At 58.8% G+C, this 16,452-nt stretch carries 16 protein-coding genes and 2 tRNA genes; 14 read left to right on the top strand and 4 right to left on the bottom strand.

The annotated features are described in order from the left end of the window. Positions 1-35 precede the first annotated feature (35 nt). Positions 36-1,196, bottom strand: coding sequence for a deoxyguanosinetriphosphate triphosphohydrolase (locus PFY00_RS05505; RefSeq protein ID WP_271431535.1), 1,161 nt, complete (start codon positions 1,194-1,196; stop codon positions 36-38). Between the two features lie 114 nt (positions 1,197-1,310). Here PFY00_RS05505 and PFY00_RS05500 point away from each other — a divergent pair, with 114 nt between their 5' ends. From PFY00_RS05500 to PFY00_RS05475, 6 genes are all read left to right on the top strand, one after another. Then, on the top strand, positions 1,311-1,634 hold the full coding sequence (locus tag PFY00_RS05500; protein WP_271431534.1) for a HesB/IscA family protein: 324 nt from the start codon (positions 1,311-1,313) through the stop codon (positions 1,632-1,634). A 146-nt stretch (positions 1,635-1,780) separates the two neighbouring features. Then, positions 1,781-3,823 (top strand): ASKHA domain-containing protein, encoded by a 2,043-nt coding sequence (locus tag PFY00_RS05495; protein ID WP_271431533.1) that lies wholly within the window; start codon positions 1,781-1,783, stop codon positions 3,821-3,823. Between the two features lie 139 nt (positions 3,824-3,962). Next, positions 3,963-4,967 (top strand): ABC transporter substrate-binding protein, encoded by a 1,005-nt coding sequence (locus PFY00_RS05490; protein ID WP_271431532.1) that lies wholly within the window; start codon positions 3,963-3,965, stop codon positions 4,965-4,967. A gap of 64 nt (positions 4,968-5,031) precedes the next feature. Next, positions 5,032-5,829: an ABC transporter ATP-binding protein gene (locus tag PFY00_RS05485; protein WP_271431531.1), complete on the top strand. Its 798-nt coding sequence runs from the start codon at positions 5,032-5,034 to the stop codon at positions 5,827-5,829. 17 nt (positions 5,830-5,846) lie between these two features. Further along, complete coding sequence (locus tag PFY00_RS05480; RefSeq protein ID WP_271431530.1) at positions 5,847-6,674, top strand: ABC transporter permease; 828 nt, start codon at positions 5,847-5,849, stop codon at positions 6,672-6,674. A gap of 37 nt (positions 6,675-6,711) precedes the next feature. Next, a tRNA-Gly gene (locus PFY00_RS05475) sits at positions 6,712-6,785 on the top strand. A 56-nt stretch (positions 6,786-6,841) separates the two neighbouring features. Here PFY00_RS05475 and PFY00_RS05470 read toward each other — a convergent pair. Genes PFY00_RS05470 through PFY00_RS05460 form a run of 3 tightly spaced genes read right to left on the bottom strand, consistent with a single transcriptional unit; the run spans position 6,842 to position 9,283 of the window. Beyond that, positions 6,842-7,951, bottom strand: coding sequence for an acetoin utilization protein AcuC (locus tag PFY00_RS05470; RefSeq protein ID WP_271431529.1), 1,110 nt, complete (start codon positions 7,949-7,951; stop codon positions 6,842-6,844). Between the two features lie 48 nt (positions 7,952-7,999). Continuing rightward, entirely contained in the window at positions 8,000-8,788 is a 789-nt protein-coding gene (locus PFY00_RS05465; protein WP_271431528.1) for a GNAT family N-acetyltransferase, read from the bottom strand. Positions 8,789-8,797: 9 nt separating this feature from the next. Further along, a complete protein-coding gene (locus PFY00_RS05460) occupies positions 8,798-9,283 on the bottom strand; it encodes an outer membrane protein assembly factor BamE (protein WP_271431527.1) in 486 nt (161 codons plus the stop codon). A gap of 58 nt (positions 9,284-9,341) precedes the next feature. Here PFY00_RS05460 and PFY00_RS05455 point away from each other — a divergent pair, with 58 nt between their 5' ends. From PFY00_RS05455 to PFY00_RS05420, 8 genes are all read left to right on the top strand, one after another. Further along, complete coding sequence (locus tag PFY00_RS05455; protein ID WP_271431526.1) at positions 9,342-9,920, top strand: YceD family protein; 579 nt, start codon at positions 9,342-9,344, stop codon at positions 9,918-9,920. Positions 9,921-10,073: 153 nt separating this feature from the next. Further along, positions 10,074-10,280, top strand: coding sequence for a 50S ribosomal protein L32 (gene rpmF / locus PFY00_RS05450; RefSeq protein WP_271431525.1), 207 nt, complete (start codon positions 10,074-10,076; stop codon positions 10,278-10,280). A 21-nt stretch (positions 10,281-10,301) separates the two neighbouring features. Then, positions 10,302-11,420: a phosphate acyltransferase PlsX gene (gene plsX / locus PFY00_RS05445; RefSeq protein WP_271431524.1), complete on the top strand. Its 1,119-nt coding sequence runs from the start codon at positions 10,302-10,304 to the stop codon at positions 11,418-11,420. Then, positions 11,417-12,388, top strand: a complete 972-nt coding sequence (locus PFY00_RS05440; RefSeq protein WP_271431523.1) for a beta-ketoacyl-ACP synthase III — start codon at positions 11,417-11,419, stop codon at positions 12,386-12,388. Before plsX ends, PFY00_RS05440 begins: the two co-directional genes overlap by 4 nt. Before the next feature lie 105 nt (positions 12,389-12,493). After that, positions 12,494-12,796, top strand: a complete 303-nt coding sequence (ihfA, locus tag PFY00_RS05435; RefSeq protein WP_271431522.1) for an integration host factor subunit alpha — start codon at positions 12,494-12,496, stop codon at positions 12,794-12,796. Positions 12,797-12,806: 10 nt separating this feature from the next. Beyond that, positions 12,807-14,015, top strand: coding sequence for a MerR family transcriptional regulator (locus PFY00_RS05430; RefSeq protein ID WP_271431521.1), 1,209 nt, complete (start codon positions 12,807-12,809; stop codon positions 14,013-14,015). A 99-nt stretch (positions 14,016-14,114) separates the two neighbouring features. Further along, positions 14,115-14,191: transfer RNA gene (locus PFY00_RS05425), tRNA-Pro, on the top strand. 289 nt (positions 14,192-14,480) lie between these two features. Continuing rightward, positions 14,481-16,373 (top strand): PA14 domain-containing protein, encoded by a 1,893-nt coding sequence (locus PFY00_RS05420; RefSeq protein ID WP_271431520.1) that lies wholly within the window; start codon positions 14,481-14,483, stop codon positions 16,371-16,373. The last annotated feature ends 79 nt before the right edge of the window (positions 16,374-16,452 follow it).

Raw genomic sequence — 16,452 nt, 5'->3', positions numbered from 1 at the left:
AAGCCCTGCCAAGATCAGGCCTTTCGACGCGCGGGTCAACTGCCGTCGTGCAGGATGTCACTGCCTGTCAGCTTGGCATGAGCCTGCAAAGCAAAGCGATCTGTCATCCCGGCGATATAGTCCGCCACCAGTCGGGCCAGATCCGCCTCTGAGCCCGCCGCTTCGATTTCAGCCCGCCAGCGGTTGGGCAACAGATCAGGGTTGCTCATGTAGGTCGGGAACAGGAATTCGAGCGCCTTGGTAACCTTTGCTCTTTGGGTCATGACGCTGGGCGCCCGGTACATATTTCCGAATAGAAAAGCCCGGATCACCTTCAGATCGGCCCACATCCCGTCGGAGAATGCGATCACCGGACGTCCCAGATCGCGGATATCCTGCGCACTGCCTGCGCCGGACTGCTTCAGCATCGCGTCGCTGGTGTCGATGACATCGGCGACCATGGCACCAAACACCCGCCGCAAGGCTTCGTGGCGGCGCCGGTACGGCTCAAGACCCGGGTGCTGGCGGTCCACTTCGGCAAAGGCTGATCCAACGATGGGCAATTGCACAACCTGATCTTCGGTAAACAACCCGGCGCGCAAACCGTCGTGCAAATCATGGTTGTTGTAAGCGATGTCATCAGACAATGCAGCGACCTGTGCCTCGGCGCTGGCATGGGTGTTCAGTTCCAGATCATGAACTGCGTTGTATTCAGCCAGCGCATAGGGAATTTCGCCCTGAACCGGCCCATTGTGCTTGGCGATGCCTTCTAGCGTGTCCCACGTCAGGTTCAGACCATCAAATCCGGCGTAGTGTCGTTCCAGTTTCGTAACGATCCGAATGGTCTGCGCATTGTGATCGAAGCCGCCGTAGGGTTGCATCAGCAGATCCAACGCGTCTTCGCCGGTATGGCCAAAGGGCGTGTGCCCCAGATCATGCGCCAGTGCCACGGCCTCGGTCAGGTCGGTGTTCAGGCCCAAAGCCCCGGCAATTGTCCGGGCGACCTGCGCGACCTCGATCGAATGCGTCAGGCGGGTGCGATAGAAATCACCCTCGTGTTCAACAAAGACCTGCGTTTTGTGTTTCAGCCTTCGGAACGCCGATGAATGAATGATCCGATCCCTGTCACGCTGGAAACATGAGCGGAACGCGCTCTCTTCTTCGCTGACCATGCGCCCACGCGCGCCATTGGGGTCACATGCGAAATCTGCCCGCATTCCCGCCGTCCTTCTTTTCTAAGCGCACTCATTGTTATTGCCGTGCGTTCTTGTGGCCTGTCCTGTGCCCGCTTATATTACATGGGAAAGCCAAGATAAACCGGCGAGGATCCCATGCAGTTGCCCCCCAAAGTCACGCCCCGCGCCTTTGAGCGCCTCGCAGAAATCGGCGCTGGCGCAGATGGAAAAGCGCTGCGCGTCGCGGTCGAAGGCGGCGGGTGTTCGGGCTTTCAGTACGAGATCAAGCTCGACGACGCATCCGGGGATGATCTTGTGCTGGAAGGCGACGGTCAGAAGGTCGTGGTCGATCCGGTTTCCCTCCCCTTTCTGGCCGGTGCGGTGATCGATTTTTCCGATGAGCTGATCGGCGCGCGATTTGTCATCGAAAACCCCAATGCCACGTCGTCCTGCGGTTGCGGCACCTCGTTTTCGATCTGATCCGGGCCGGGTCTTCCCCAAAACCAACGGGAATTTCAGCGCGCGTATGACGCCAATCCACTGCGCTATGTCGCGACCCGGCTTTCCCTTTGCGTTTCGCAGTCTATTGTGCCGAAAAAGCGCTGCGCTGCACATAGGATCAAACCATGACCCAAGACCCATTGGTCGTCTTCACCCCGTCCGGTAAACGCGGGCGTTTTCCTGTAGGAACGCCAGTTCTGACAGCGGCCCGTCAGTTGGGTGTGGATCTGGATTCCGTGTGCGGCGGACGTGGCATCTGTTCCAAATGTCAAATCACGCCCGGCTATGGCGAATTCTCCAAGCATGGCGTGACGGTTGCCGAGGGTGCGCTGTCGGAATGGAACGCCGTCGAAGAACGCTATGACCAGAAACGCGGCCTGAAAGAAGGCCGCCGACTCGGCTGTCAGGCCTTGGTTCATGGGGACGTTGTGATCGACGTTCCCGCCGAAAGTCAGGTCCACCGGCAGGTGGTCCGCAAGGCCGCCAGCACCCGCGTGATCGAAATGGATCCTGCATCCCGGCTTTACTACATCGAAGTCGAAGAGCCGGATATGCACGAGCCCACAGGCGATTTGGAACGCGTGGCCCGCGCCTTGGCCGCCCAATGGGACATTCCTGCCGTAACAATGGACTTTTCCGTGCTGGGCACGCTGCAAACCGTGCTGCGCAAGGGCGCATGGAAAATCACGGTCGCGCTGAACAAACACAGCGCCGAAGCAACACCGCAGATCATCGCTGCTTGGCCCGGTTTGCACGAAGACGGCTTGTTTGGCCTCGCGATTGATCTCGGCTCTACAACGGTTGCTGCACACCTGACCAATCTGGACACCGGCGCTGTTGTGGCCTCCTCTGGCATCATGAACCCACAAATCCGGTTCGGCGAAGACCTCATGAGCCGTGTATCCTATGCAATGATGAACCCCGGCGGCGACGGCGAAATGACCCGTGCGGTCAGGCTGGCCATTGATGCTCTGGTGCAGGATATCTCAGCCGAAGCGGGCATTGACCCGGCGCTGATCCTTGAGACCGTATTCGTCTGCAACCCCGTAATGCACCACTTGCTGATCGGCATTGACCCGGTGGAATTGGGGCAGGCACCCTTTGCACTGGCCACCTCTGAGCCGCTTCATCTGCGGGCCGCGGATCTGGAAATCACCGCCCTGCCCTCGGCCTCTCAGATTTATATTCTGCCCTGCATCGCCGGCCATGTCGGAGCCGACGCAGCCGCCGTCGCCCTGTCTGAGCAACCCGGCAAAAGCGAAGATCTGGTTCTTGTGGTCGATGTGGGGACAAACGCCGAAATTCTGCTGGGCGACACCAGCCGCGTTTTGGCCTGTTCTTCGCCCACCGGCCCTGCATTTGAAGGCGCGCAAATCAGTTCAGGCCAGCGGGCCGCCCCCGGCGCCATCGAAGCCATCCGCATCGATCCCGAAACCAAGGAACCGCGTTTTCGTGTCATTGGTTGTGACAAGTGGTCGGACGAAGACGGGTTTTGGCAAGCCACGGCACAGACAGGCATCACCGGTATTTGCGGCTCCGGCATCATCGAAGCGGTCGCAGAGATGCGCATCGCCGGATTGATGGACGATTCCGGACTGATCGGCTCGGCCGAAGCGGCCGGGACAGCCCGCTGCGTTCCCGAGGGGCGGACGCATGCCTATTTGATCCACGATGCCAGCGAAACCGGCGGCCCCCGGATCACGGTGACACAGGGCGATATTCGGGCGATCCAGCTTGCCAAATCCGCGCTCTATGCCGGTGCGCGCCTGTTGATGGACGAAATGAACGTTGAGAAAGTCGACCGCGTGGTGCTGGCCGGGGCTTTCGGCGCGCATATCAGTGCCAAACACGCCATGGTGCTGGGCATGATCCCGGACGTGCCACTGGAAAAGGTCACCAGCGCCGGCAATGCCGCAGGCACCGGTGCGCGCATCGCGCTGTGCAATCTGGCGGCACGCCGCGAAATCGAAGGAACGGTTCGGCAGATCACAAAGGTCGAAACGGCCATCGAGCCGCGGTTCCAGGAACACTTTGTGGCGGCAAATGCCATTCCGCACAAAACCGATCCTTTCCCCGAGTTGTCCAAGATCGTGACCCTGCCCAACGTCAGCTTCAACACCGGCAGCGGTGGCGATTCTGGCGGCCGCAGGAGAAGACGGCGCGCATAGCACAACCGAAACGCGTGTGAACGCCCGATTTTCATGCGCCAAACGGCATTTGTCCATTTTTTCGGCAAATATTCTTGCCTTTGTGATCTGACGCGGGCGCAATGCGCGGCGAAGTCCAACAATCACTCAAGGAGGAATCATGTTCCGACAGACATTTATCGCGGCCACACTGGTGGGCGCAGCCAGCTTCGCTCAGGCCGAAACGGCAGTGCCTTTCGCACTGGACTGGAAATTCGAAGGCCCCGCCGCGCCTTACTTTGTCGCAATCGACAAAGGATATTTCGGCGAAGCCGATCTGTCAGTTGAGATCACAGCCGGTCAGGGCTCACTCGACGCCATTCCAAAAGTGGCAACCGGTGCATTTCCGGTCGGGTTTGCCGACATCAACTCGTTGGTAAAGTTCCTCGATCAGAACCCCGGTGCCCCTGTCACAGCCGTGATGATGGTCTATGACAAGCCGCCGTTTGCGATTGTCGGACGCAAGTCTCTGGGTGTCGAAGCGCCCAAGGATCTCGAAGGACGCGTTCTGGGTGCCCCGCCCCCGGATGGTGCATGGGCACAGTTCCCGATCTTTGCCGCAGCCAATGATCTCGACACCGCCGCAATCACCGTTGAGCCGGTTGGCTTCCCAACACGCGAGCCTATGCTGGCGCAGGGCGAAGTTGCTGCGGTCACCGGGTTTTCCTTCTCATCCTACCTGAACCTTGTTCGTCTGGGCGTAGAGGAAGACGACATCTCGACCATTCTGATGGCGGACTATGGTGTTGATCTGTATGGCAACGCCATCATCGCAAACACCGATTGGGCCGCTGAAAACGGCGAACTGCTGACCGGTTTCCTCGGCGCTGTCGCAAAAGGCTGGGCCGACGCAATCGCAGATCCTGCTGCGGCCATCCCATCGCTGATCGAACGGAATCCGGCGGCTGACGCGGCCCTGGAAACCCGCCGTTTGCAGCTGGCAATCGACGCGAACGTGGCCACCGACTATGCCATGACCAATGGTATGGGCGGCGTGGACGCTGATCGTATGGCCAATGCCATCGAGCAAATCAAACTGACTTACGAATTCCAGAATGAACCGGATGTCAGCCTGTACTTCACAGACGCCTACCTGCCCTCTGCCGACGCGCGGATGCTGAAGTAACCAATCCCTGAAACGATTGCGTGGGCCGCTTGCCAAGGCGGCCCACGCGTGAAAGCGTACCCCCATGACACAAACCATCGAGATTTCCGGCGTCACTCACGCCTATGACACTGCGTCTGGAAAATTGCCTGTTCTGGACAACCTGGACTTTATCGTTCCCTCCGCCTCCTTTTGCGCGGTGGTCGGGCCGTCCGGTTGCGGAAAATCCACTTTGACCAAACTGGTAGCCGGATTGCTGATCCCGGATCAGGGCAAGGTCCTGCTGGATGGCAGAGCGGTCAAAGGCCCCCGATCGACTGTTGGCATGGCCTTTCAGAACCCGGTCTTGCTGGAATGGCGCACAATTCTCGACAACGTCATCCTGCCGCTTGAGATCGTGCCGAACAAACTGACACGGTCCCAGAAAGAGGACCGCGCCCGCGAACTACTCTCGCTCGTAGGCCTGGAAGGTTTTGAGACGAAACGCCCATCAGAGCTTTCTGGCGGTATGCGCCAGCGCGCCTCGCTCTGCCGGGCAATTGCACACAAACCCGATATTCTGATCATGGATGAACCCTTTGGTGCTCTCGACGCTTTCACCCGCGAGGACCTGTGGCAAACCATGCACCGCCTACGCGCCGAAGAGCCGTTCACCTGCATGCTGATCACCCATGATCTGCGCGAATCCATCTATCTGGCCGATCAGACCATTGTGCTGTCGGACCGCCCGGCCCGGGTCCAGCACACTATGGATACTTCGATGAACGGACGCACCGATCTGGACGTTCTATACGAACAAGAAGCGGTCGAGATGCTTCATGTCCTTCGGGATCAGATCAAGATCGCGCAAGGCCGTGCCGAAGATGCACAGGCCGCACAGTAACGACGAACGAGCATACCATGGCCTATGTACCCGACCCCGCCCCGACACCCGCTGCCCCCAGCGGCACCTCGTTTGTGCAACGACTGACGTCGCGCGCAGTTCTTGCTCCCATTGCGGCGATCATTGTGTTTTTGCTGTTCTGGGAAGGATTGGTCTGGTTCAACGAATGGCCCAACTACATCATGGCTTCGCCTTCTGATCTGCCGCCAGCCTATTCGCGCTATTGGGAACTGTTTCTCGTTATGGGTTGGCAAACTCTGTGGCGCACGGTCGTCGGGCTTTTGCTGGCGGTGGCTGTCGGTGTGATCATCGGCATGATCATGGGGTTTTCGCGCACCATGCGCGATGCGCTTTATCCGCTTCTGGTGGGGTTCAACGCGATCCCCAAAGCCACACTGGTTCCGATTGTTGCCCTGCTCTTTGTGGGCCAGCATGACTTCAACACTGTCCTGATCGCCTTTCTGATCTCGTTTTTCCCGATTGCTGTTTCGATTTCGATCGGTCTGTCGACGCTGGAGCCTGAATACCGCGACATCCTGCGGGCACTGGGCGCGTCGCAAACCACCATTTTCTGGAAAATCGCGCTGCCGAAAACGCTGCCCGAGTTCTTTGGTGCGCTCAAAGTCGCGGTCACGCTGGCCTTTATCGGAACGAACCTGATGGAAATCGTCTCGCCGCATGGGCGCGGACTGGGTGCCCTGTTCGATTCCGGCAAAACCAACTCGGATTATCCACTGATGTTTGCCGTGCTGATCGCGCTCGCGATACTGGGCATTGCGCTTTACTACGTGGTTGTTGCGCTGGAAAAGATATTTGCCGGATGGGCCGAACGCGCGCCGTCTTGACGATGGCCAGAGGCCCAAGTATCCCAAGCGCCTGCGTGCGGGTATGGTGAAAAGGTATCACGCGAGCTTCCCAAGCTTAAGTTACGGGTTCGATTCCCGTTACCCGCTCCAATCGCCCAGACATCGCCAGTCCCAATTGGTCCCCTGAATACGCATTGCCCCTGCGCTCAGGACGCCTGCAAGCGACCCTGCAAAACGGCCACCCCGGCACGGATTTCGCTTCTGATTTCGCCGCCCCGATATGGATCGCTCAGCTGCGCGATCAGGTCAGGACCGGGTTCCGCCTTGCGGTGCCATGTCAGTCCTTGCAGAATCTGCTGCGCATGGGCGGGCAACCGTTGGGGAATGCTCTGGCCAGATATTTCGGCCCAAAGCCCCGCCCAGCAGCGGGCGACTGACCAGGGATTGTAGCCACCGCCGCCTGAAACAATCAGGCGCGGGCTAAGCGGGCGCAGCGCACGCAACGCAAGGCGATGCGAATGGTTGGACAAGGCCAGCCGGGATAACGGGTCTTCCAAAAGGGCATCAGCCCCGCATTGCAGGAAAACGGCACCGGGTTTGAATTGCGCGACCGTCGGCACAATCATTTCGTTCAGCACAAAGGCGAATTCATCATCGTTGAACCCGCGTGGCACTGGCAGGTTGAACCCTGCCCCACCCGCATCATCCTGCAGCGCGCCAGTAAAGGGCCAGCGGTTGTCCTCATGCACCGAAATCATGCGCACCTGTTGCGAGCCATGAAAGCCCACCGCCACCCCGTCACAATGATGTGCGTCGATGTCCACATAGGCGACGCGCTCGATCCCCATCTCCAGAAGGCGCCTTATGGTGATGACCGGCTCGTTTAGATAGCAAAAACCGGCCGCCTGATCCGGCAATCCGTGGTGGGTGCCACCCCCTGGATTGAACACCACTCCGCCCCTGGCCACAAGTTCAGCGGCCAGCAATCCGCCCCCAACCGCTGTGGCCGGGCGTCTGTACATTTCGGGAAACACAGGGTTCGAAAGCGTGCCCAGACCATGGGCGCTGCGGGTCTCTTCACTGACCTTTTGCCGGGCTTCGGCCTCCATCAGCGCCGTGATGTACCGCTCAGAGTGGAAACCATGCAGTGCAGCGGGTTTTGCACGCGGCGAAGTGCGATATCGCGCACCCGGCAACCAACCCAGCGCACGGCACAGATCAATGACGGCCGGAACGCGTTCGATCGACAAGGGATGCTTGGCGCCATAGCGCGATCCGCGATAGATTTGAGATCCTATGAACAAGGCGTCCTGCATAAGGCCTAGGTAACACCAAAGACGGCAGGGCCAAGGGCGTGATGCCCCTCAGTTCAGAATTGAGCGCAGGATTCGTTTACGCGCGGGGGGAATCGCCGCAACTTCGACCCCGGTAAAGACGTGGATGGTGTTCATCTCGGGATCCACAACGGCATGATCGCTGACCCACCCGCCCATCGACAGATAGGTGCGCAGCAACGGTGGCAGGTGCTGCAAGGCCTGACCCGGGTCATGGGGCGCCTGATGTGAAAATTCGACCACTGGTATGCCTCGCCGCTCTGGCCGCATAGCAGGCGGCGCAAGGTGGCGCTGACGCAACAACGCAAAAGCCGCCTCATAAACAGCAGGGTCTGTGCCCTCAAAGCTGCTGCAACCGAACAGGATCCGTGCGCCATGAGAATCGACATAGGCCGCAATAGCGGCCCAGACCAAACGCAGGATATCGGGGTCCCGAAATTCCGGATGCAGACAAAACCGCCCAAGCTCAACGCCCGGGCAAGCGGCGTTTGCCAGCCTTTCGAGATTGTAGAACTGGCCGGAATAACCGTTCTGTATCGCGCTAGCTTCGGCAAAACTCAGACGGCAGGCGGCAACCAGCGCGCCGCAATCAAGGGTTTCCACGAGCAGATGATCACTGACCAGATCAAACGGGTCCATGTCCGGATCAGCGGCATTTCCGTGAAACGACAGCCCACGCAACTTCTGTGAACGGACCAGATCAGAGGATCCTTCCGCCAGTCGCACGCGGTACTGGCCTTTGATAGCGGGCAGGTTCGGCAGGCGCGCACGGGGGCTGAACGGTTCCACGAAACTGCCGACTTTATGCGACAGCGCCATGCCTTCGGCTCAGTTGTTGCCGAGCAGCTCTGCTGCTGACAGGCCACCGATATTGCCAAAGAGTTTGCGAATGAAACCGATGTCTCCGTCGCCCGATCGCGTCACACGGCGGTTCAGTTGCACAACGCGCCCGTCTTCGAGACCATAGCTGACGATGTTGTCTACAACGTCGGTACTGTCAAAGGTGATCGCAAGAACGCGGCGGTCGATAACCTGCGGGCGCTGCCAAGCAAAGGTCCTTACATCAGATTCGATATAGTAGTAACCGCCATCGTTCAGAACACCGGACGTTGTCGGCACACCTACGAGATCCTCGACCGAGGCCTTGGTGTCGACGCCCGGCACGATCTGTTGCAGATCTTCCTCGGGCGGCATCCAACCGTGTGTGCGGTACTGGGCCGTACAGCCAGCCGTGGCCAATACGACAGCGCACAGGATCACCGCTTTCGATTTTGCCCATTTGCTGCGCATTGATGCACCTCTTGCCTTGGCCATGCCTCACATCCGGCTTACAGAAGGTTAGCGCTCCATTCAAGCCAAGGAAAACCCCACGATGACCGCAGCATCGTCAGATATGCCGCCCAGCCCCCACATTTTGCGTGTCGCGAAACTCAGGCAGAGCGGTGAAACACCCTTTTCACTCGCTCCGGATTCGGGCGAACGGGCCTTGCTGGCCGAAAGACTCGGCGCGATTTCGGTCAAGAAACTGCGCTTTGACGGCACGCTGGAGCCAAAGGGCAAAAAGGGCTGGCAACTTTTCGCCAAACTGGGCGTAACCGTTGTGCAGCCTTGTTCCGTAACGCTGGAGCCGGTGACCACCCGGATCGACACCGACGTGACTCGCCGCTTTGTTCCGCCAAACATGCTGAACCAGTATGATGACGGGTCTGAAACCGAAATGCCGGAGGACGATGAAACCGAAGCCTTGGGTGAAGACATCGATCTCGCAGCCATTCTGTCCGAAGCCCTGTCGCTGGCGCTTCCGCCCTACCCGCGCAAGGACGGCGCCGAACTGGAACAGGCACAGTTCGCACCTGAGGGTGCCGTGCCGCTGGATGATGATGCCATCAAACCCTTCGCGAGTCTGGCAGCCCTGCGCGACAAAATGCAGAACGGAGACCCGAGCGACTAGAAATGGCTTGCTCTTTTAAGCTTTCTGCGTATTTTCGCGCCTTCATGAGACGACAAGGGTTGTGTCCGCCCCGTGCTTGCGCGTAAGAGGCCGAACAATCGAAATCCGCGGCCGCCCTACACGGCCGATCACGTAATATGAGAAGGTTGAGACATGGCCGTCCAACAGAACAAAGTGTCCAAATCGCGCCGCAACAATCGTCGTGCGCACGATGCACTGGTCGCTGCTAATCCGAACGAGTGCGACAACTGCGGTGAACTGAAGCGTCCGCATCACGTTTGTCCGTCCTGCGGGCACTACGCAGAGCGCGAAGTCGTCGCCTTGACCGACGAAATCGATCTGGACGAAGACGCAGCATAACATCGGCTTCGGGCGCCCTGAATGACCTTATCCAAGGATCACAACACGGCTGGCGCCGGACGCATTGTTATTTCGGTCGACGCTATGGGCGGCGACCATGGGCCGGCGGCAGTAGTCGCCGGCATCGCGCATTCTGCCAAGAAGAATCCCGAATTGGATTTCCTGCTGCACGGCGATCAGCCTGTGCTGCAAAAACTTGTTTCTAAACGTAAAATCCTCTCTGGCCGATGCGAAATTCGCCACGCTGATGATGTTGTCAGCATGGAAGACAAACCCAGCCAGGTGATGCGGCATGGCAAGGCGACCTCGATGTGGTCCACATTGGATGCCGTGCGCGCAGGCGAAGCAACGGTGGCCGTCTCTTGCGGCAACACGGGCGCGCTGATGGCGCTGGCCATGATCCGGCTGCGCAAATTGCCCGGCGTCAACCGGCCTGCGATCGCGATCCTTTGGCCTTCGCGCAACCCTCAGGGTTTCAACGTGATGCTGGACGTGGGTGCAGACATCCGCGCCGATGCCAAGGATCTGCTTCAATATGCGCTGATGGGCGTGTCCTATGCCCGCAACGGCATGGAACTGTCCCGCCCTCGTATCGGGCTTTTGAATGTTGGCACCGAAGAGCACAAAGGCCGGGCCGAGCTGAAAGAAGCGCACGAGTTGATCCGCGAAAACGCAGAGCGGGGAAATTTCGAATTCGTGGGATTCGTTGAAGGCGGCGATATACCCGGCAATGTTTGCGACGTGATCGTGACAGACGGGTTCACCGGCAACGTTGCGCTGAAAACAGGCGAAGGCACGGCCTCGCTGATCGGGGATCTGCTGAAGCAAGCCTTTGCATTCTCTCCCCTCTCGCGCCTCGCCTCGCTTTTGGCCGTGACCTCCCTGCGCCGTTTGCAAAAACGGATCGATCCACGCCGGGTGAATGGCGGCGTCTTTCTGGGACTGAACGGGACAGTGGTAAAGTCACACGGCTCAGCGGATGCAACGGGCGTGTCAGCCGCGGTCAAGCTGGCGTTTGAACTTGCCAAATCCGGATTTGGAGACAAACTCGCGGCACGGGTTGCCTCTGCGTCAGCACAGACGCAAGATGCAGCCACAAGCGGAGCCGAATCCGCGCAAGAGAAAGAGCAGAATCCATGACAACGCGTTCCGTTGTGATTGGCGTCGGGCACTACCTGCCGGAACGCATCGTAGAAAACGCCGAGTTTGAAGCGACGATCGACACAACGGACCAATGGATTCGCAGCCGGTCTGGTATCGAACGGCGCCACTTTGCGGCCGAGGGTCAAAGCACATCCGATCTTGCGACCAAAGCGGCCAAGGCAGCATTGGAAGACGCCGGTATCGACGCCGATTCTCTCGATGCAATCGTTCTGGCTACGTCGACGGCTGATCTGACCTTTCCGTCGGCAGCGACCATGGTACAGGCCCAGCTGGGCATGACCCGCGGCTTTGCCTTTGACGTTCAGGCCGTCTGTGCAGGCTTTGTTTTCGCCCTCAGCAATGCGAACGCCCTGATCCTCTCCGGTCAGGCCAAGCGCGTGATGGTGATCGGTGCGGAAACATTCAGCCGCATCATGGATTGGTCCGACCGCACAACCTGCGTTCTGTTCGGCGATGGGGCGGGCGCGCTGATCCTCGAGGCTCAGGAAGGCGACGGCAGCAATGCAGATCGCGGAATTCTGGCCACAGACCTGAATTCGGACGGACGGCACCGTGACATTCTCTATGTGGACGGCGGTGTTTCAACACAGTCGACCGGTTTCCTGCGAATGCAGGGCAAGGAAGTGTTCCGCCATGCCGTCGAAAAGCTGGCCAAAACCGCTGAAACCTCGATGGGCAAGATCGGCCTAGAAGCAGACGATGTGGATTGGATCGTCCCGCATCAGGCCAACATTCGAATTATCACCGGCACTGCCAAAAAGCTGGGATTGCCGATGGACCGTGTCGTTGTGACGGTTCAGGATCACGGGAACACCTCGGCGGCGTCGATACCGCTGGCGCTGTCGGTTGGAAAACAGCGCGGCCAGATCAAGACCGGAGACATGATTGTCACCGAAGCGATCGGCGGCGGTCTGGCCTGGGGGTCGGTCGTGCTGCGCTGGTAAGCACAAATACCTCTCAACTCACATCTAAAGTATTCGCGCCAAGTCCTTGTTATTGACTTGTGTTTTACCCTCCTGCATTTTGCTTAAAACACTGGGAGGGACGACATGGGTGAGAAGACCCTAACACGGATGGATCTAAGCGAAGCAGTGTTTCGCGAAGTCGGGCTGTCACGCAACGAAAGCGCCGAACTGGTCGAGTCCGTTCTGCAGCATATGTCGGACACTCTGGTGGGTGGCGAACAGGTCAAAATCTCGTCATTCGGCACCTTTTCAGTGCGCGAGAAAGCAGCCCGCGTTGGCCGCAATCCAAAGACCGGCGAAGAGGTTCCAATCCAGCCACGCCGGGTCCTGACCTTCCGTCCATCGCATCTGATGAAGGATCGCGTGGCGGCTGGCAACAAGCGCTGAGGCCGCGGATATGGCGAAATCGCGCGACGCCTTCCGGACCATCTCGGAAGTAGCGGAATGGCTCGATACGCCAGCCCATGTGCTGCGCTTCTGGGAAAGCAAATTCACCCAAGTCAAACCAGTGAAACGCGCCGGGGGTCGGCGGTATTACCGGCCCGCCGACATGACCTTGCTGGGCGGCATCAAGAAACTGCTGCACGAAGATGGCATGACCATCAAAGGTGTGCAGAAAATCTTGCGTGAACAAGGTGTTAAGCACGTATCTTCACTGTCAATCGATATAGATTCCGACCCCGCCATGCAGGACGACAAGGCGCCGGAGACCCCGGCAGACACCGAAGCCGATGCACCGTTTATCGAGGTCGAACAAAGTGCCGAAGAAAGCAGTGTCGTAGCCTTTGCGCCAGCTGCCCCGGATGCAGAAGCACCCGGCGATGCAAACGCCACCGAAGATGCTCCAGCTGTCAGTGATGATAGCGATGACACGGAGCCGATGGCTCAGGACGATATTGAAACTACGGATGCCGTAGCAGAGATCGCGGCCTCGTCCGGTGACGGGCAGAGCGGTGTCGAACAAACCGATTTAGATGACCCGATCGAAGAGGCTGAAGACGCCCCTGCCGAAGAGCTAACGCCAGCAGAAGAAATAGAACCATCTGAAGCGGAAATCGCACTTTCAACCACAGAAGATGCGGGCGAAGACAGCGCTGCGACAGCTGCGCCGCTGGTCGACGAAATGTCGCCGGAAGCCGAAAAAATGGCTGAGGCCGAGGATACGGGCGCAGACATCGATTCAGGCGGTGATTCTGTTGGCGAAATTGCAGCCACCGCCGAGATCGGCGAAACCGCGCCTGAAGACACCGTTGAAGAAGTAGCCGAAGACGCCTCGGATGCCGCGTCGGGCGGCTCCGCCCTGCCCGCTTTCCTGACCCGTTCGATGGCGGACCGGCAGCAATCGGAAGACGATCAGGACGTGGCGGCTGAAGAACCCACAGATGACACGCCAGAGTTAGCCGACGAAACGGTTGTTGCATCGGGCGCTGCCGCCTTGGCCGCAAAAGCGGGCGATGCAGAAACTGTTGATGTGAATGGATCCACCGACACCACGCAGGGCGTTTTGGGACTGTTGGCCAGTAAACGCGAATTCAGTGCCGCAGAAATCGAAGCGCTGCGCGCACAAAGGTCTGCACTGCGCGCATTGGTGGATCGTCTGAACTGATCCAACAGTCAAAGCGCGGCGCTCCGGGTCATTTCAAGCGGGATTTCCATGCAAAAGGGGTTGCCCCGACCGGCAAAACCAGTAAGACACGTCTCCAGTCGGGCTATGGCGCAGCCTGGTAGCGCGTCCGTCTGGGGGACGGAAGGTCGCAGGTTCGAGTCCTGCTAGCCCGACCAATCAGCTACCACCGCACCAATCACCAGTTTCCGAAGGTTCCAAGCCTTGCCGTCTACGGCCTTGATCCGTGTTCTATCTGACATTGTCAGATGATTGGAAACACTGAGTTTTCCCCTTTTGGAAGCCATTGCCGTATGGGAAAGCTGGCCGGGAAAAGGGAACTAGGCTAGTTCCCAGAACACGGCCGTGGGGGCCCGTAATGCTGCTAAGTTCGCACCTGTTCAGGGTGGCGTTCCGTCGTCTCCACATTTTTTTTGAGTTTGCATGCAGTTGCATGGAGTTATGTGAATGCCGATCGAACAGTCGCAGTATATCTTTGGCAATTCTCTGGTGAATTTCGCCGGTGGCAATGCCTTTACCAACGTCCCCTACTGGATGGATCTCTTTGCCGAAGAAGCGGGGAACACCTACGCGGCCAATGGCGCCTACGGGTTCTTGCGTGAATTCGCCGACCGTCCCGAACCCCTGTCGCAGTGGGGTTTCAGCGGGGTCGACAGCGCGTGGGAATCCGGCAGCTTTGCTGATGCGGAGTTTGACAGCGTTCTTATAACACCCGCGAACTTCATCCAGGACCTGTCGGTCGACATCAACTATTTCGGCGACAGCCGTTCTCCACTGGATGCGGTTCAGGACATTGTCGCGGATGTGACCACGGACCAGCCAGATGCAAGAATCTTCATTTACCAAGGCTGGGCCGACATGGGCCCATATAGCGACACAATCCCGCCGTCCGACGATGCGCTGCGCGCCTATCACGACTATAACATGGGCGGCTACAACGATTGGTACGAAACGCTGGTTGATCAGATCAACGCGGCGGATCCCGATGCCAACGTTACCCTGATCCCGGTGGCCTCCACGCTTTCGGAGCTGTTCACAACTGTTTTGTCCGACGTTCCTGCCGACGCGCTTTACGTAGACAGCGCCCCGCATGGTACGGAAACCACCTACTATCTGGCCTCTATGATCACCTACATGGCCACCTACGGAGAACGCCCGCCGCAACTTGATCCTGCGCCAGACAATATTCACCCATCGGTTTTGGCAAATCACGAAGCGATCGTGGATGTGATCGAGGAAAACTTGATCGAGGCAGGTGTTCTGGATGGGACTGGAACTGGAATCGATTCCGGCGAAACAGGCCCCGTCGATCCAGAACCGGTCGATCCAGAACCGGTTGATCCAGAGCCCGAAGTCGTTCCAGAGCCGGAGCCAGAGGTCATCCCCGAGCCAGAACCAGAGGTCATCCCCGAGCCAGAGCCCGAAGTCATCCCTGAGCCAGAACCCGAAGTCATCCCCGAGCCAGAACCCGAGGTCATCCCTGAGCCAGAGCCGGAGGTCATCCCTGAGCCAGAACCAGAGGTCATCCCTGAGCCAGAACCCGAAGTCATCCCTGAGCCGGAAGACACCGCAGAAGCGGCTGAATTCACGGTGGATTTCTTCAACCTAAATCCATCTGTCCGCTCGATCGACGATGTCGACTTTTCGGTACAAGCCGATGGCACTGACACGGCAGAAGACGTTGATTTCTTTGCCACAACCGAAGCTTTCGCCGATGGCGCCCAGTCGGATAATGTTGCGACGGTCTTTACCAAGACAATCGACAGCGCCGAGGGCGGCGTCTACCGAGTTGATCTTCAGGCAGAGGATGAGGCGCAGCTCTATGTCAACGGCGAGTTGATCCTCGACAGCCGCGATGTGGAACTGGAAGGCTTTCAGCAAGTCGAATTGGAACTGCCCGCCGGTGAACACACTGTCGAGATCAGGCACCTTGAATTGCGCGGTGAAGCCAGCCTTCGTTCGAATATCGAATACGTAGGCCCGCTTGAAGATACGCCAGACGACGTAGTCGATCCGGAACCTGAAACTGGCGTTGAGCCCGTTGTCGACACCGACGATGACGATGTCGATGCACCTGCGCCGGAAGAATCCGGCGGGCGGCCAAGCCACGGCCAAGGCAACGGCAACGGCGGTCACAATGGTAACGGCGGACGCGACCCGGTTGCGGATCAGGATGCTGAAACCGAGGCAGAGGCATCGACACCAGAGGTAGAGACGATCGTTTCAGGCGACGAGATCATCACCATCCTCGCGGCGTTCAGCAACAAGAAGTGGTGGGACGCCGAGGCCGAACTCGAGGCACTGGCCGAGGAAGAGGACGAAGCAGCCGATATCGTCTGATCCGGCCCAAATACAAACAAAGAGCGCCGTCCCATTTGGGGCGGCGTTTTGCGTTTTTGCCCTCCCGCTTTGTGGATGT

Source organism: Thalassococcus lentus (assembly GCF_028023555.1).
GTDB lineage: Bacteria > Pseudomonadota > Alphaproteobacteria > Rhodobacterales > Rhodobacteraceae > Thalassococcus_A > Thalassococcus_A lentus.
Note: the sequence above shows the minus strand (reverse complement) of the source record. Positions and strands in the feature narration are given on the sequence as shown.

Excerpts from the sequence above, each read along its gene's own strand:
- PFY00_RS05505 (WP_271431535.1), bottom strand. The coding sequence starts at position 1,196 with ATGCGGGCAGATTTCGCATGTGACCCCAATGGCGCGCGTGGGCGCATG.
- PFY00_RS05500 (WP_271431534.1), top strand. The coding sequence starts at position 1,311 with ATGCAGTTGCCCCCCAAAGTCACGCCCCGCGCCTTTGAGCGCCTCGCA.
- PFY00_RS05495 (WP_271431533.1), top strand. The coding sequence starts at position 1,781 with ATGACCCAAGACCCATTGGTCGTCTTCACCCCGTCCGGTAAACGCGGG.
- PFY00_RS05490 (WP_271431532.1), top strand. The coding sequence starts at position 3,963 with ATGTTCCGACAGACATTTATCGCGGCCACACTGGTGGGCGCAGCCAGC.
- PFY00_RS05485 (WP_271431531.1), top strand. The coding sequence starts at position 5,032 with ATGACACAAACCATCGAGATTTCCGGCGTCACTCACGCCTATGACACT.
- PFY00_RS05480 (WP_271431530.1), top strand. The coding sequence starts at position 5,847 with ATGGCCTATGTACCCGACCCCGCCCCGACACCCGCTGCCCCCAGCGGC.
- PFY00_RS05470 (WP_271431529.1), bottom strand. The coding sequence starts at position 7,951 with ATGCAGGACGCCTTGTTCATAGGATCTCAAATCTATCGCGGATCGCGC.
- PFY00_RS05465 (WP_271431528.1), bottom strand. The coding sequence starts at position 8,788 with ATGGCGCTGTCGCATAAAGTCGGCAGTTTCGTGGAACCGTTCAGCCCC.
- PFY00_RS05460 (WP_271431527.1), bottom strand. The coding sequence starts at position 9,283 with ATGGCCAAGGCAAGAGGTGCATCAATGCGCAGCAAATGGGCAAAATCG.
- PFY00_RS05455 (WP_271431526.1), top strand. The coding sequence starts at position 9,342 with ATGACCGCAGCATCGTCAGATATGCCGCCCAGCCCCCACATTTTGCGT.
- rpmF (WP_271431525.1), top strand. The coding sequence starts at position 10,074 with ATGGCCGTCCAACAGAACAAAGTGTCCAAATCGCGCCGCAACAATCGT.
- plsX (WP_271431524.1), top strand. The coding sequence starts at position 10,302 with ATGACCTTATCCAAGGATCACAACACGGCTGGCGCCGGACGCATTGTT.
- PFY00_RS05440 (WP_271431523.1), top strand. The coding sequence starts at position 11,417 with ATGACAACGCGTTCCGTTGTGATTGGCGTCGGGCACTACCTGCCGGAA.
- ihfA (WP_271431522.1), top strand. The coding sequence starts at position 12,494 with ATGGGTGAGAAGACCCTAACACGGATGGATCTAAGCGAAGCAGTGTTT.
- PFY00_RS05430 (WP_271431521.1), top strand. The coding sequence starts at position 12,807 with ATGGCGAAATCGCGCGACGCCTTCCGGACCATCTCGGAAGTAGCGGAA.
- PFY00_RS05420 (WP_271431520.1), top strand. The coding sequence starts at position 14,481 with ATGCCGATCGAACAGTCGCAGTATATCTTTGGCAATTCTCTGGTGAAT.